This window comes from Flavobacterium sp. 9AF, assembly GCF_902506265.1.
In the GTDB taxonomy this organism is placed as follows: Bacteria; Bacteroidota; Bacteroidia; order Flavobacteriales; family Flavobacteriaceae; genus Flavobacterium.
In genome coordinates this window covers 1,006,127-1,020,996 of sequence record NZ_LR733556.1, presented here as the reverse complement: position 1 = coordinate 1,020,996, position 14,870 = coordinate 1,006,127, and the positions used below count along the sequence as shown (strand labels likewise).

Below are 14,870 nucleotides of genomic sequence, written 5' to 3'. Positions count from 1 at the left end.
TATGTCTGAAAATAAAAATCCAAAATTTAAATTTAGTCCATGGATATTATATGGACTTGCAATAGGAATATTTATACTTCTTAGTTTGAGTGGTAATGGGTTAAATTTGAGTAATCCTAAACCTACAACATTATCCAAATTCTATGATTTTTTAGATGCAAATCAAGTTGATAAGGTTATTTTTAGTAATACTAAAGCTCAAGTTTTCTTAAAGAAAGAAGCTTTGGGAGAAAAAGAACATAAAGAAGCAAAAGATAATTTATTAGGAAATCTTAACCCTAAAGGACCTCATTACTATTTTGAGATTGGAAATTCAGAATTATTCCAGAAAGAACTAATAGAGGCAAAGAAAAAAGGATTAATTAATGATTTTGCTAAAGAACCAGAAGGTATTTGGGGTGACATTTTATCGTTATTACTTCCTTTTGTTTTACTTGCTGGACTATGGATTTTTATGATGCGTAGAATGTCGGGTGGTGCCGGTGGAGGCGGTGGTCAAATATTTAGTATAGGGAAATCTAAAGCGAAATTGTTTGATGAAAAAAATGATGTTAAAGTTACTTTTGAAAATGTAGCAGGTTTGGAAGGTGCTAAGGAAGAAATTCAAGAAATAGTTGAATTCCTTAAAAATCCAGAAAAATATACATCAATCGGTGGTAAAATTCCTAAAGGAGCTTTGCTAGTAGGCCCTCCAGGTACTGGAAAAACACTATTAGCTAAAGCGGTTGCAGGTGAAGCTAAAGTACCATTCTTTTCTTTGTCTGGTTCTGATTTTGTAGAAATGTTTGTAGGTGTTGGAGCTTCGCGTGTAAGAGATTTATTTAAACAAGCGAAAGAGAAATCACCAGCGATTATTTTTATTGATGAAATTGATGCAGTCGGAAGAGCAAGAGGGAAAAACAATATGTCTGGTTCAAACGATGAAAGAGAAAATACGTTAAATCAGTTGTTGACTGAAATGGATGGTTTTGGTACAAATACAAATGTTATCGTTTTAGCGGCTACTAATAGAGCAGATGTATTAGATAAAGCTTTAATGCGTGCTGGACGTTTTGATAGACAGATTTATGTAGACTTACCAGATATTAGAGAGCGAAAAGAGATTTTTGAAGTTCATTTAAAACCGATAAAAAAATCGGAAGAGCTAGATACAGAATTTTTAGCTAAACAAACACCTGGTTTTTCTGGAGCAGACATTGCTAATGTATGTAATGAAGCAGCTTTAATTGCTGCAAGAAAAGATAAAAAAGCAGTAGATAAACAAGATTTCTTAGATGCAGTAGATCGAATTGTAGGAGGTTTAGAGAAGAAAAATAAGATTGTTACTCCAGAAGAGAAAAGAGCTATTGCTATTCATGAAGCGGGTCATGCAACAGTGAGTTGGATGTTAGAACATGCGGCACCTTTAGTGAAAGTTACGATTGTTCCAAGAGGACAGAGTTTGGGTGCTGCTTGGTATTTACCAGAAGAAAGATTAATTGTGAGACCAGAACAAATGCTTGACGAAATGTGTGCTACGATGGGTGGAAGAGCTGCTGAAAAGGTAATTTTTAATAAAATTTCTACTGGAGCACTTAGCGATTTAGAAAAAGTGACTAAACAAGCTCGTGCAATGGTTACTATTTATGGTTTGAATGATAAACTAGGTAATATTACTTACTATGATTCATCAGGACAAAGTGAATATAATTTTTCAAAGCCATATTCTGAAGAAACTGCAAAAGTAATTGATGATGAAATTTCATTGCTTATTGAAGGACAATATCAAAGAGCAGTACAATTGTTAGAGGATAATAAAGATAAATTAATTCAATTAGCTGACATATTAATTGAAAAAGAAGTGATTTTTAAAGATGATTTGGAGACTATTTTTGGTAATAGGCCACATGAAAAAACTATAGAAATTACTGCAGAATAAGAAGTTATAACTTCAAAAATATCATTTTTAAAAAAACTTAGTTCTTTACCATTAAAGAACTAAGTTTTTTTTTATCTTTGGTTCGCGCAAGTATGAACATACCTACTAAAAATACATGAGTCTTTTTAGAAAAATTTTTGGTAACTCTGGAAATGCATCAAAAAGCAATAAAGACGACGAAAAGAGTCCGTATGCACCAGAAGTAAAATTACCAATTGATGAGATGTTTACTCACCATTTTAAAAAGAATGGTGGGAAGTTTATCTATTGTGAAAACTTAAATGAAGTATCAGAGAACTTTATTAATATATTAGAAGAAAATGATTGGTTTGAAAATGAAGTCATGTGTTTTGAATCGCAATTGTTTCACTTCTTAGACGAAAATAAATTAGTTTATAAAAATGCTTCAAAGGAGGCAAAGTTTTATTTTTCAACTTGTGAGAATTTAATTGCAGATGAAGGTTCGGTACTTTTTTCATCTAATCAATTAAAACATTATAGACCAGCAGATTTACCTACTAATATGGTCGTTTTAGCTACTACAAGTCAACTAGTAGCTAATAAAAGTGAAGGGCTACGTCATATTAAAAATAAATATGATAAAGAATATCCAACTAATATTACTACAATAAAATACTTCGAAAAAGTAAAAGAAGAAGATTTTTTGCACTATGGAAGTAGTCATAAAAATTTGTATTTGCTTTTATTAGAAGATCTTTAATATGAATGAAACATTAAAGAGAGCTATTTCAGGTGCTGTTTATATTATTCTATTGTTAAGCTGCATTTCCTATTCTAAAGAGAGTTTAGCCATTCTTTTTGGTATATTTTTAATTTTAGCAGTTTATGAATTTTGTAAATTAGCACATCTTAATTTTTATTTTGCGATTCCTATATCGTGCTTAATGTATTTTTATTTATGGGATAGAAATGGAATTACTATTGAAATATGGACATTTCTAAGTCTTTTTTCAATAATTATGGCTTTTAAACTTCTTTTTTATTTATTTAATGCTAATAAAACAAAATTTAAATTATTAACTAGATATACATTATTAATAGGATATATTATCATACCTTTTATTTTAACCAACTATATATGTATAGGTAAAGGAAATAAATATAATGAGAAAATTCTAATTACCATATTTATATGTATTTGGACTAATGATACTTTTGCTTATCTTGTTGGTAAAAATTTTGGTAAGAGAAAGTTGTTCCCTCTAGTATCTCCAAAGAAGACTATAGAAGGGTTTGTTGGAGGAATTTTTTTTACAATTATTTGTAGTGTAGTTTTATCTAAATATTATATTGAAACAAAAAATATTTACATTTGGATTGTAATTGCAATAATTGTAAGTATTTTTAGTACTCTTGGCGACTTGATTGAATCTAAATTTAAAAGAGTTGCAGAGATAAAAGATTCTGGAAATATTATGCCAGGACATGGTGGAATATTAGATCGTTTAGATAGTATTATATTTGTAGTACCATTTATTAATTTGTTTTATTTAATTTTATATTATGTTTCATAAAGAAGGAGCTAAAATTATTTTGATAACACTTGCAATTGTTGTAGCTGTTATTTTTGCATCAGATTTTATAACTATTCAATGGCTAAGAATTAGTGTTATTATTCTTGCAGTAGTGTTTTTGATTTTAATTCTACAGTTTTTTAGAAACCCTACAAGAGAAATTGAGAATAGTGATAACCATATTCTTGCCCCTGTAGATGGTAAAGTGGTCGTAATAGAAGAAGTGTATGAGCCAGAATATTTTAAGGATAATAGGTTGATGGTCTCTATTTTTATGTCGCCTATAAATGTGCATGTTACACGTTATGCTTTAAATGGTGTAGTTAAGTATAGTAAATATCATCCAGGTAAATTTTTAGTAGCATGGCATCCAAAAGCAAGTGAAGAAAATGAAAGAACCACGGTTGTTATTAATAATCGTGTTTATGGTGAAGTAATGTATAGACAAATTGCTGGTGCTTTGGCTAAACGAATCATAAATTATGCTAAAGAAGGAATGCGAGCAGTTCAAGGAAAAGATGCTGGATTTATCAAATTTGGATCAAGAGTAGATATTTATTTACCTTTAGGTACAGATGTTAATGTGAAGTTAGGTCAGAAAGCTATAGGAGGAAAAACAGTTATTTGTAAAAAATAAATGGAAGATAAAGATTTAGATACTTTATTTCAAGAAGCATTTGATAATGCACAATTAGTTCCTCAGGAATCAGTTCCTCAGGATGTACAACTCGTTTTATATGGTTTGTATAAACAAGCAACCAGTGGAACCTCAAATATTCATGTGCAAAATCCTCAAGATTTAATCAATGCCTTTAAGTTGAATGCCTGGATTCAAGTAAAACACCTAACAATAGCAGAAGCCAAACAAAGATATATTGATATTATTAATCAACTTTTGAGAGAACGTAATTTATGATAAAATTTTATTCTTTTTTTATTGCAGTTGTATTATTTGTCTCTTGTAAAGATAAAAATAATTTGGTAGAAGTGGCACTACCTGAGCCTGAAGAAACTGTTTCTGTTTCTTTTGGTAATCCCGCAGATGTAAAAGCTACTGGTGTATTTCAGTTAATTCCATTAGATTTCAGTTATGAAGCATTAAAAACAGTTATTGATGGAAAAACTATGGAATTGCATTATGGAAAGCATTATTTAGGATATACAAATGCTTTAAATAAAGAAGTTGCAATTAGAAAAGAATTAGAAAAGAAAACAATCGAAGAAATTTTAAGTAAAGTTTCTGACAAGGAACTACAATTGAAAAATAATGCTGGCGGATTTTATAACCATTCCCTTTTTTTTGAAATAATAAAACCCAAAGGAGCTAAAAAACCAACCGATGAACTGTTGGACGCAATCAATACCCATTTTGTTTCCTTTTCAATTTTTAAAAACAAATTCATTACTGAAGGGAATCAATATTTTGGTTCTGGATGGGTTTGGTTAATTGTCACCAAAAATCAAGAACTAAAGGTAGTTACAACTTCCAATCAGGAAAATCCTTTAATGTTAGATGCAAAAGATAAAGGCCTACCCATTTTAGGGATTGATTTATGGGAACATGCTTACTATTTGAATTATCAGAATAATAAAAAAAAATATCTTGAAAATATTTTTGATTGTATTAATTGGACAGTTGTAATGTCTAAATATAAAAAAGCATTAGAAAATATAAAAACTATTCCCTCTCAAAATGGAGTAGTGAAAAAAGAAATAAATAATACCTCAATAAGTCCTGTAGAGGTTAAACCACAAGAGATTTCCAAATCTCAGAGCGAATAATTTTAAATAAAAAATGGGTTTGTAAGCAAACCCATTTTTTATTTAAAATTTATTTTTCAAAATCTTTTAGCGTATTAATAATTATACCTACACAATCTAATAATTGATACTCTGTCATTACTAATGGAGGAGCAAAACGAATGATGTTGCCATGCGTTGGTTTTGCCAATAAACCATTTTCAGCAAGTTTCATACAAATGTTCCATGCTGTTTCGCTTTCTTCATTATCATTGATAACGATTGCATTTAATAATCCTTTTCCTCTTACCAATGAACAAATAGAACTGTTGGCAATGTATTTGTTCAGTTCAGATCTGAATAATTGTCCTAAAGCTTCGGCATTAGATGCTAAATTTTCCTCTTTAACTACCTCTAGTGCTGCTATTGCAACCGCTGCAGCAACTGGATTTCCACCAAAAGTAGAGCCGTGTTGGCCAGGCTTAATCACGTTCATAATATGGTTATTTGCCAAAACTGCTGATACTGGATAAGCTCCACCTGATAAAGCTTTACCCAAAATTAAAATATCAGGTTGTACATCTTCATGTTGTACGGCTAATAATTTACCTGTTCTAGCAACTCCAGTTTGAACTTCATCCGCAATGAATAAAACATTGTTTGCTTCACATAATGCTTTTGCTTTACTTAAATATCCTTCATCAGGTACAAAAACACCAGCTTCACCTTGAATAGGTTCTACTAAGAAACCTGCTATGTTTTTTGAAGAAGTAATAGCCTTTTCTAAGGCCTCAATATCGTTATAGGCTATTTTGATAAAACCAGCAGTGTAAGGGCCAAAGTTTTTACGTGCATTTTCATCATTAGAAAAAGAAATAATTGTGGTGGTTCTTCCATGGAAATTGTTTTCACAAACAATAATTTGAGCTTCATTTTCAGAAATTCCTTTCTTTTCATAAGCCCATTTTCTACAAATTTTCAGGGCAGTTTCAACGGCTTCTGCACCAGTATTCATTGGTAATACTTTGTCAAAGCCAAAATATTCGGTAATGTATTTTTCGTAAACGCCTAATTTGTCATTATAAAACGCTCTAGAAGTTAAAGTTAATGTTTGGGCTTGCATAGTCATTGCATCAATAATTTTTGGATGGCAATGTCCTTGATTTACTGCAGAGTAGGCTGATAAGAAATCATAATATTTCTTTCCTTCTACATCCCAAACAAATACTCCTTTTCCTTTGCTTAAAACCACAGGTAGTGGATGATAATTGTGTGCACCAAATTTGTCTTCTAATGCAATAGCTTCTGCCGAGCTCATTTTTTGTAAAACTGACATGATAAATTTATTAGATTATTAATCTTCAATTCCTTCTTAAAAGTGGAGAGAAATCATCCGTTTTACAAATGTAAAAATTTTACAGCATCTAATCTTGTTTTATGTTTTTTTCTTCACTTTCGTAAAGCAAACAACCTCCATTTATTAAATAAATAGAGGTTGTTCTATGATTTGGGTTAATTGGGTTTTATACCAAAGTAGCCGATGATGTAATTTCAGTGTCAAATAATTTAGAAATGGGACAATTTTCTTCCGCTTTTGTGACCAATTCTTGAAATTCATCATTAGAAATACCTTGTATTTTAGCTTCTACAGTTAAATGAGATTGAACAATTGTACCTTCTGTTAGTGTAATATCACATTTGGTTTTAATTTCGTCAATTGTAAAACCTTTTTCACCAATAAATGCTGATAATTGCATGGTAAAACAACCAGCATGGGCAGCAGCAACTAATTCTTCTGGATTAGTTCCTATACCGTCTTCAAAACGAGTTTTAAAAGAATATTGGGTGTCGTCTAAAGTTTTGCTTTGGGTTGAAATTGTTCCTTTTCCGGTTTTTACATCTCCGTTCCATATGGCTGTTGCATTTCTTTTCATGTTATTTCTTTTTATGTTATACCTTAAAATTACTTAAAATATACCGGTATTCATTAAGATTAACATTCCTATAAGTCATATTTAAAGAACAATTAACTTTTGTATAGGCTAAATTTCAATTTCTTTATATAATTCTAACAATTTAGTAACGGTATTCCAGTTACGAATTGTGGCAGTTACTTGTAGTTTTTTTTCAATATATTTTTGATCAAATTTGGTTTTTCCTGCTCCTATGTTATATTTTATAAAAATTTTATTGCCATCAATTAAACATTCATCAGGTTTTACTTGGCTCATTTTTAAATCATTTATAGCTTCTTTTGAAATTTCTTTCGATAAAAATGCAACATATAATTTTTTTGTATCATAATTTATCTCTTTTAGAAAAGAATTATGGGTAAAACAATCCTCTAAATCTTGTTTATTAATTATTATGACTGAAACATCAAAGCCTAAGGTTTTAAAAATTTCTTGCTTGATTTTAAATCCTACTGATGAGGCATTTATTTCACTACTCTTTAAGAATACATTACCAGATTGAATATAAGTAGTCACATCTTTAAAACCTATATTTTCAAGAAGGCTTTTTAGGGTTTCCATTTTAATGATATTGTGTCCTGAAACATTAATACCTCTTAAAAGTGCTAAATGAGTTGTCATAATTTTGTGTTTTAAATTGAATAATGTTTAAAATTTATTTAATAAATAGTGTAATTATATTGTAAATTTTGTTAATTTAGTTAAAACTTTAAACCCAAATCTAAATGAATAAAAAAATACTTATTTTTTTAACAATATTTCTATTGCTAAATTTTTCTTGTAAAAAAGAAAATAATAGAAATCTTTCAAAAATAGAGAATGCTAGATTAAAGCATGAATATTTTTTAAAAAATAATCCTGTTAATAGATTATTAACTTTATCCAAAGAAGATAGAAAAGCTGCTGGTCTTCCTCCTAATAAATATGTTGAACAAGAATGGCTATTGGAAATGAATCCATATCTGGGACGACCTACCCCAGAAAATATTGCTCAAATTAGAAAAAATTTAGAGTACGAAAAATTACAGTCAGCTACACAACGTATCCCAGGAGATGGTACTGATAATAGTTGGGTAGAAAGAGGACCTAACAATGTGGGTGGAAGAACTCGTGCTATAATATTTGATCCAACTGATACAAACACAGCTGATGGTATTACCGTTATTGCAGGGGGTGTAAGTGGTGGTCTTTGGAAAAATACAAATATAACTAGTGCTTCTTCTTCATGGACAAAATTGCCTTTACCTGAGCACCTAAATGTTCAAACAATCACCGTTGATCCAAATAATAATAATATTTGGTATGTAGGAACTGGTGAATCTTATGTGTTTGGAGATGTGAATGGAAATGGGGTTTGGAAATCTTTAGATGCTGGCCTGTCATGGTTTCAAGTTTTAGGAGGAGGAACCGTTACTTCTGTAAATCATCAAATTGAAAGGTTACAAATTATTTCTCCTTCAAATAGTGCGGTTATAGGCAACTATTTAACTGGATTGCCCGCTTTTGGAAATCCTCCAGTAACACCAATTACGGCACCTATAGTTTTAGTAAATGATGGTGTTGCGCCAACTGAAGATGCTTGTACTTCTTTACCAGCGAGTTCAATGAGTGGTAAAATTGCATTAATAAGGAGAGGAAGTTGTTCCTTTGAATCAAAAGTTTTAATGGCTGAAAATGCTGGAGCTGTTGCGGCTATAATAATGAATAATGCTCCTGGTGCAGGCGTAATTACGATGTCTGCAGATGGTTCTGGTGCTACTATTCCATCCGTAATGATTACTAAAGAAGATGGAGATTTATTAATGGCAAATTTAACTAATTTGACAGGTACAATCAGTCCTGCTATACAAGGAGAATTTTCAGGATTAGAAGTGCAAGGTGTTCAGGTAGTTAATGATGTGGTAACAAGAAATAATGGTGGAAATACAGAAATATTTGTAGCTTTAGGTGACGGAACTTATGGAGGTATAGGGATGACTACACAATTTTCCCCTACAACTCTAGGAATTTACAAATCTATAAACGGTGGTGAAACGTGGACTAAATCAACTTTGCCTTTGACAGCTAATGGTAATCAAGTATGTCCTAATGATATTGAAATCGGATCTGATGGGAAAGTATGGGTTTCTTCTACAGAAAGTTGGACTTTTGGTGATGGTGGAGGACAAGTTTTTGGTTCAGCCAATGGGGGAGTTTCATTTAATTTAGTTCATACAGTTACAGGTAATGGTGGAGGAGCGAGAGTAGAACTCGAAGCGTCTGCAAGCAATCCGAATAAATTTTATATTTTATCTCAACTTTCTCAAGCCAATCCAAATACACCTACAATAGAAGTAAAACTCGAAATGACTACAAATGCTTTTGGCTCTGTTTCAACCTTAACGCTACCACCTGCAACAGGTGAAACTCGTTTAACGACTTATGGCTTTACAGGAGCGCAAGCTTTTTATGATTTGGTTTTAGAATCTGACCCAGCTAATGATGCTATTATTGTAGCAGGAGGGATTAATTTGGCTAAATCAACTAATAGTGGTACTTCTTGGACACAAATTACCAATTGGAGTACAGCTAATTTAGTTCATTCTGATCAACATGCTATTGTCTTTAATCCTAATAACACAGACGAAGTTTTATTTGGTAACGATGGAGGAGTATACTATTGCCCTAAATTATCTCTTGCTACAGGTACAACTTCAAATATTACTTCTAGAAATACTGGTTTTAATGTAACCCAATTTGTAGGTCTAGCGGTAGCTCCTAAAGGTCAAACAAGTACAACAGGCGATATTTTTGTGGCAGGTGCTCAAGATAATGGGTCTAATTACTTTGCAGCCGGAAGTACTTCAAATACAGGAGCTTCAGCAGGAATTAATTCCAGTATAGAAATACAAGGTGGTGATGGTGGAATTCCTTTAGCGTCACAAGATGCAGATAAATATTATATTACAAATTATGTATATAATCAAAATATGAATAGAAGAGGGATTGGTGGAGCTTATAGTACTAAAAATTTGGAAGCGACTCAGGCAGGGATGTTTTACCCAGTTATGGCTTTAGATTCTAATTTAGATATTATCTATTCCGAATTTTATGATTATAATACTTCTACTATTCAAATTAGGAGAATATCTAGCTTTTTAGGTAGTTCACCCGCTTCTAAAACTACTTTAACAAATGCTTTACTAACTGGTATTCCATCAGCACTTACAGTTTCACCTTATACAACTGCTAGTTCAAAATTGTTTGTTGGTACTATGAACAGTAAGGTTTTGCGAGTTACAAATGCGAATGGTACTCCTACATGGACAGATATTTCTGGACCAAATTTCTTAGGAAGTGTTTCAGATATTGAATTTGGAGCTAATGAAAACCAGATATTTGTAACTTTTCATAATTATGGGGTTACCAATGTGTGGTACACACCTAATGGAGGTACAAATTGGTATAGTATTGAAGGTAATTTACCCGATTTACCAGTAAAATGTTTTATACAAAATCCATTAGCTCCTAATGAGCTTATGATTGGTACCGATTTAGGTGTTTGGTATGCAAATACTTTTGATGCTTCAGCAAGTAGTAATCAAGCCTTAGTATGGAGACAATCTTATAATGGTATGAGTAATGTAAAAGTAACTGACATGGACATTCAAAAAGATTTGACTAATCCTAGTAAATTTAGTGTTTATGCTGCTACTTATGGAAGAGGTGTTTTTTCTGCTGATTTTTGGTATTGTGGTGCAACTACTACTACATGGAATGGATCTAGTTGGTCTAATGGTGTACCCACACCTAAAACAGCTGTTGTGTTTGCAGGTAATTATAATTCAACTGCTAGTTTAGATGCGTGTTCGATTGTAGTTAATAACGGTATAAATGTAGTGTTTAATTCCGGTCATACTTTACGTGTAGGCGAAAATTTAACGGTTAATGGTACAGGAACATTAACTATTCAAAATAATGCTGCTTTAATTCAATATACAAAACATGCTGTAAATACAGGAAATATTATTGTAAAAAGAAATTCTGCACCTATGGTTCGATTAGATTATACTGCTTGGTCTTCACCTGTGCAAAATCAGCAATTATTGGCTTTTTCACCAAATACATTAACGAATAGATTCTACGAATATTTATATACTGGAACTACAACCCCAACGGCTTATCAAACCGTTGATCCTATGACAAATTTTGAAACAGGTAAAGGCTATGTTATACGTGTAGATAATACTTGGAGTACCACTACTCCAGCAGCTTATAATGGTACTTTTACAGGGGTGCCTAATAATGGGATTTACACATCAAATATAGGAAGTGGAATCAATGTGTTAGGAAACCCTTATGCTTCTCCTATAAGTGCGGACGATTTTATTAGAAAAAACGCAAAAGTAAGAACCTTATATTTTTGGACACATACTGCTCCAGCAGTTGGAGGAGTATATCCTGTCAATAATTTTGCTTCTTATACACTTTTAGGTGGTGCAGCTTCCGCAGCTGGTGGCGCAATTCCTAATGGTGTCATTCCAATAGGTCAAGGATTTTATGTTAATTCTTTATATGCTTTTGCAGTCGAATTCAATAACGAAATGAGAAGAGATGCTGCTGTATCTACACAGTTTTTTAAATCATCAGCTGTAGCATCTTCAGCAACTACAAATAATATTGAAAGACATCGAATTTGGTTAAATTTGAATACATCAACGCATCCTGTGAATCAAATATTATTAGGTTATATGAATGGAGCGTCTAATGCTATCGATCCAAGTATAGATGGGATTATGTTACAAGATTCAAACTCTAAAATATATAATTTAATTGATAATACAGCTTATGTTATTCAAGGTAGAACCTTACCTTTTACAGATCAGGATGTGGTACCTTTAGGTTTTCAAGCGAGTGTGTCAGATACATTTACTATTAGTTTAGAAAATTTTGATGGCTTATTCACTACACAAGCTATTTATTTGAAAGATAAAGTCGCTAATGTAATCCATGATTTAAAAACGGGAAGTTATCAATTTACTTCACAAGCAGGGATATTTAATAACCGATTTGAAATAGTATATCAAAATACTGCTTTAACAGCATCCATTTTTGAGAATGAAAATACTGTGACTATTTTTGCTGCCTCAAACACCATTCATGTAAAATCAAGTTTGCCAATAAAAGAAGTAATGGTGTATGACCTTTTAGGAAAAAAACTAGTTCATACAAAAAATATTAATAGTACTGAATATACCAATGCGACTTTGATGACAAACCACCAAACGTTATTCATAAAAGTAATGGATCAGAATGGTAAAGTTTTTACCAAGAAGATCATTTATTAATATCTAAATTATTAAATAAGCAGAAGGCTATCTTAACGGATAGCCTTTTTGTTATTGTAGATCTTGAAAAAGATAGGCTTCGTTATAATCAATTGCAAATTCTTTTAATAATTTTAAGTATTCCTCTTGAAAAGATTCTTTTTTATGATGCTCTTCATGTTTAGCAATATAATTAATAACATTTTCTACATGAGATTTCGAATAGGAAAAAGCACCATAACCGCTTTGCCATTCAAATTTGGCTTTTAAAAACTGCTTTTCATTAATCCATTTAGACGAACTGCCTTTAATGTCTTGCAAAAGATCAGAAACGGATTGAGTTGGTCGCATACCTATAAAAATGTGAATGTGATCTTCAACTCCATTTATAGCTAATACTTTATGATTATAATGTTGGATAATTCCAGTAATATATTGATACAATTCATTTTTAAAAAAAGGTAAGATAAGCGCTTGTCTATATTTTACTGCAAAAAAAACTGTAAGTGAATTTGTGTATAAGTATTTGCCATTTGTTATTTGTTTTTACTAAAATAATATAATTATGAATATCCTATCTAAAGAGGATTGAATTTTTGCTTTCCAAGGTATCATCCCTAAAGGGATTTGATTTCATTACTGTTTTTTTGGGTTACCAATATTAAATCCCTAACGGGATTATTTAGAATTGAATTCTAAGTAATTTTGTTTTATTAAAATCAAAAAAAAGTAGAAAATGTATTACTGCTAAAGTTATTAGATGTCATTATTTAAGAATCCTGTTAGAGATCAAATATCGATTATAAAGGTTAAATGAAAGACAAAAAATCCCTTTAGGGATTAAATATCGGTAAGAAAAAAGAGGTTGCATGAAAAAAAAAGAATCCCTTTAGGGATGATATATTGGTACCATAAAAAAAACGATATTTTTTTCTTAAACTATATCTATAAATGTACGCAATACTTTATTTTTGCGCTATGGGAAAAAAGAGAACAGAACGAATCGTATTCGAAAACGTAAAAGTCCTTGATGCAGGTGCAAAAGGCGTATCGGTAGCAAAAGCTCCAGATGGTAAGGTAATTTTTATACCTAATGTAGTTCCAGGTGATGTGGTAGATGTGCAAACCATGAAGAAAAGAAAAGCCTATTATGAAGGTAAAGCTACTGTTATTCATCAATTTTCTGAAGATAGGGTGGAAGCAGTTTGCCAACATTTTGGTGCTTGTGGTGGTTGCAAATGGCAAAATATGAACTACGACAAACAATTGTTCTATAAAAATCAGGAAGTATATAACAATCTCAAGCGCATTGGTAAAATAGAAATGCCAGAATTCGAACCTATATTAGGTTCTAAAAAGCAATTTTTCTACCGCAATAAAATGGAATTTGGTTTTTCTAATTCGCGTTGGATGACAGATGAAGAGGTGAGAAATGGTGTTGAATTTGATCATAAAAATGCTTTAGGATTTCATATTCCAAGAATGTGGGATAAAATCTTAGATATTGAAAAATGTCATTTACAACAAGATCCTTCTAATGCCATTCGAAACGAAATTAAAGAATTTGCGGTAGCTAACGGATTAGAATTTTATAATCCTAGAGCACAAGAAGGTTTATTACGCACGTTAATGATTCGTACCGCTTCTACTGGAGAAATTATGGTGTTAATTCAATTCTTTAAAGAGGATAAAGCGAAAAGAGAATTAATATTAAATTTTTTAGCAGAGCGTTTTCCAGAAATTACCTCATTGTTGTATGTAATTAACAGCAAACCTAATGATACGATTTACGATCAGGATATTAAACTTTTTAAAGGAAGAGAATATATCTTAGAAGAAATGGAAGGTTTACACTTTAGTATTAATGCCAAATCGTTTTACCAAACCAATTCGGAACAAGCGTATGAGCTATATAAAATTACACGTGAATTTGCTGGCTTGACAGGGGAAGAATTAGTGTATGACTTATATACGGGTACAGGAACAATTGCTCAATTTGTATCTAAAAAAGCAAAGAAAGTGATTGGTGTAGAAGCTGTTCCTGAAGCGATTGCAGATGCTAAAGAAAACGCAAAACGCAATAATATTATAAATTGCGAGTTTTTTGTAGGCGATATGAAAAATGTGTTTAATGACGAATTTATTAAGACACATGGGCATCCAGATGTAATTATTACTGATCCACCAAGAGATGGTATGCATGCTGCTGTTGTAGAACAAATTCTTAAGATTGCACCTAAACGTGTAGTGTATGTTAGTTGTAATAGTGCTACACAAGCAAGAGATTTAGCATTGCTTGATGAAATGTATAAAGTAATTCGAGTAAGACCAGTAGATATGTTTCCACAGACGCATCATGTTGAAAATGTTGTACTTTTGGAAAAAAGATAGAAAAGAT

The 14,870-nt window shown here is 31.5% G+C and carries 12 protein-coding genes; 8 read left to right on the top strand and 4 right to left on the bottom strand.

Annotated elements, in window-relative coordinates; translation table 11 throughout:
- Position 1: 1 nt before the first annotated feature.
- The 6 genes from ftsH (at position 2) to HALO113_RS04855 (ending at position 5,235) form a co-directional block, all read left to right on the top strand.
- Complete coding sequence (ftsH, locus tag HALO113_RS04880) at positions 2-1,918, top strand: ATP-dependent zinc metalloprotease FtsH (RefSeq protein ID WP_159777956.1); 1,917 nt, start codon at positions 2-4, stop codon at positions 1,916-1,918.
- A 115-nt stretch (positions 1,919-2,033) separates the two neighbouring features.
- Entirely contained in the window at positions 2,034-2,639 is a 606-nt protein-coding gene (locus HALO113_RS04875) for an LUD domain-containing protein (RefSeq protein WP_159777955.1), read from the top strand.
- Position 2,640: 1 nt separating this feature from the next.
- Positions 2,641-3,453, top strand: a complete 813-nt coding sequence (locus tag HALO113_RS04870) for a phosphatidate cytidylyltransferase (RefSeq protein ID WP_159777954.1) — start codon at positions 2,641-2,643, stop codon at positions 3,451-3,453.
- The gene (locus HALO113_RS04865) at positions 3,443-4,090 is read left to right on the top strand and encodes a phosphatidylserine decarboxylase family protein (RefSeq protein ID WP_159777953.1); all 648 of its coding nucleotides are present in this window, start codon (positions 3,443-3,445) and stop codon (positions 4,088-4,090) included. Before HALO113_RS04870 ends, HALO113_RS04865 begins: the two co-directional genes overlap by 11 nt.
- Positions 4,091-4,369: an acyl-CoA-binding protein gene (locus HALO113_RS04860; RefSeq protein WP_159777952.1), complete on the top strand. Its 279-nt coding sequence runs from the start codon at positions 4,091-4,093 to the stop codon at positions 4,367-4,369. It begins immediately after the preceding gene.
- Positions 4,366-5,235, top strand: coding sequence for a superoxide dismutase (locus HALO113_RS04855; protein ID WP_159777951.1), 870 nt, complete (start codon positions 4,366-4,368; stop codon positions 5,233-5,235). Before HALO113_RS04860 ends, HALO113_RS04855 begins: the two co-directional genes overlap by 4 nt.
- 49 nt (positions 5,236-5,284) lie before the next feature.
- On the opposite strand, the gene rocD is transcribed toward HALO113_RS04855, so the two are convergent.
- The 3 genes from rocD to HALO113_RS04840 form a co-directional block, all read right to left on the bottom strand.
- Positions 5,285-6,529: an ornithine--oxo-acid transaminase gene (rocD, locus tag HALO113_RS04850; RefSeq protein WP_159777950.1), complete on the bottom strand. Its 1,245-nt coding sequence runs from the start codon at positions 6,527-6,529 to the stop codon at positions 5,285-5,287.
- Positions 6,530-6,716: 187 nt separating this feature from the next.
- Positions 6,717-7,127, bottom strand: a complete 411-nt coding sequence (locus HALO113_RS04845) for an OsmC family protein (RefSeq protein ID WP_159777949.1) — start codon at positions 7,125-7,127, stop codon at positions 6,717-6,719.
- 108 nt (positions 7,128-7,235) lie between these two features.
- Positions 7,236-7,787 (bottom strand): DUF1697 domain-containing protein, encoded by a 552-nt coding sequence (locus tag HALO113_RS04840; protein ID WP_159777948.1) that lies wholly within the window; start codon positions 7,785-7,787, stop codon positions 7,236-7,238.
- Between the two features lie 104 nt (positions 7,788-7,891).
- Here HALO113_RS04840 and HALO113_RS04835 point away from each other — a divergent pair, with 104 nt between their 5' ends.
- Positions 7,892-12,493 (top strand): PA domain-containing protein, encoded by a 4,602-nt coding sequence (locus HALO113_RS04835; RefSeq protein ID WP_159777947.1) that lies wholly within the window; start codon positions 7,892-7,894, stop codon positions 12,491-12,493.
- Between the two features lie 51 nt (positions 12,494-12,544).
- Here HALO113_RS04835 and tnpA read toward each other — a convergent pair whose 3' ends face one another.
- Positions 12,545-12,940: an IS200/IS605 family transposase gene (gene tnpA / locus HALO113_RS04830; protein WP_370519376.1), complete on the bottom strand. Its 396-nt coding sequence runs from the start codon at positions 12,938-12,940 to the stop codon at positions 12,545-12,547.
- 510 nt (positions 12,941-13,450) lie between these two features.
- On the opposite strand from tnpA, the gene rlmD reads away from it, so the two are divergent.
- The gene (gene rlmD / locus HALO113_RS04825; RefSeq protein ID WP_159779554.1) at positions 13,451-14,863 is read left to right on the top strand and encodes a 23S rRNA (uracil(1939)-C(5))-methyltransferase RlmD; all 1,413 of its coding nucleotides are present in this window, start codon (positions 13,451-13,453) and stop codon (positions 14,861-14,863) included.
- Positions 14,864-14,870: the final 7 nt, after the last annotated feature.

Coding starts and splice junctions, on each gene's coding strand:
- HALO113_RS04840 (WP_159777948.1), bottom strand. CDS start 7,787: ATGACAACTCATTTAGCACTTTTAAGAGGTATTAATGTTTCAGGACAC.
- rocD (WP_159777950.1), bottom strand. CDS start 6,529: ATGTCAGTTTTACAAAAAATGAGCTCGGCAGAAGCTATTGCATTAGAA.
- HALO113_RS04875 (WP_159777955.1), top strand. CDS start 2,034: ATGAGTCTTTTTAGAAAAATTTTTGGTAACTCTGGAAATGCATCAAAA.
- HALO113_RS04870 (WP_159777954.1), top strand. CDS start 2,641: ATGAATGAAACATTAAAGAGAGCTATTTCAGGTGCTGTTTATATTATT.
- HALO113_RS04845 (WP_159777949.1), bottom strand. CDS start 7,127: ATGAAAAGAAATGCAACAGCCATATGGAACGGAGATGTAAAAACCGGA.
- HALO113_RS04855 (WP_159777951.1), top strand. CDS start 4,366: ATGATAAAATTTTATTCTTTTTTTATTGCAGTTGTATTATTTGTCTCT.
- rlmD (WP_159779554.1), top strand. CDS start 13,451: ATGGGAAAAAAGAGAACAGAACGAATCGTATTCGAAAACGTAAAAGTC.
- HALO113_RS04835 (WP_159777947.1), top strand. CDS start 7,892: ATGAATAAAAAAATACTTATTTTTTTAACAATATTTCTATTGCTAAAT.
- HALO113_RS04865 (WP_159777953.1), top strand. CDS start 3,443: ATGTTTCATAAAGAAGGAGCTAAAATTATTTTGATAACACTTGCAATT.
- ftsH (WP_159777956.1), top strand. CDS start 2: ATGTCTGAAAATAAAAATCCAAAATTTAAATTTAGTCCATGGATATTA.
- HALO113_RS04860 (WP_159777952.1), top strand. CDS start 4,091: ATGGAAGATAAAGATTTAGATACTTTATTTCAAGAAGCATTTGATAAT.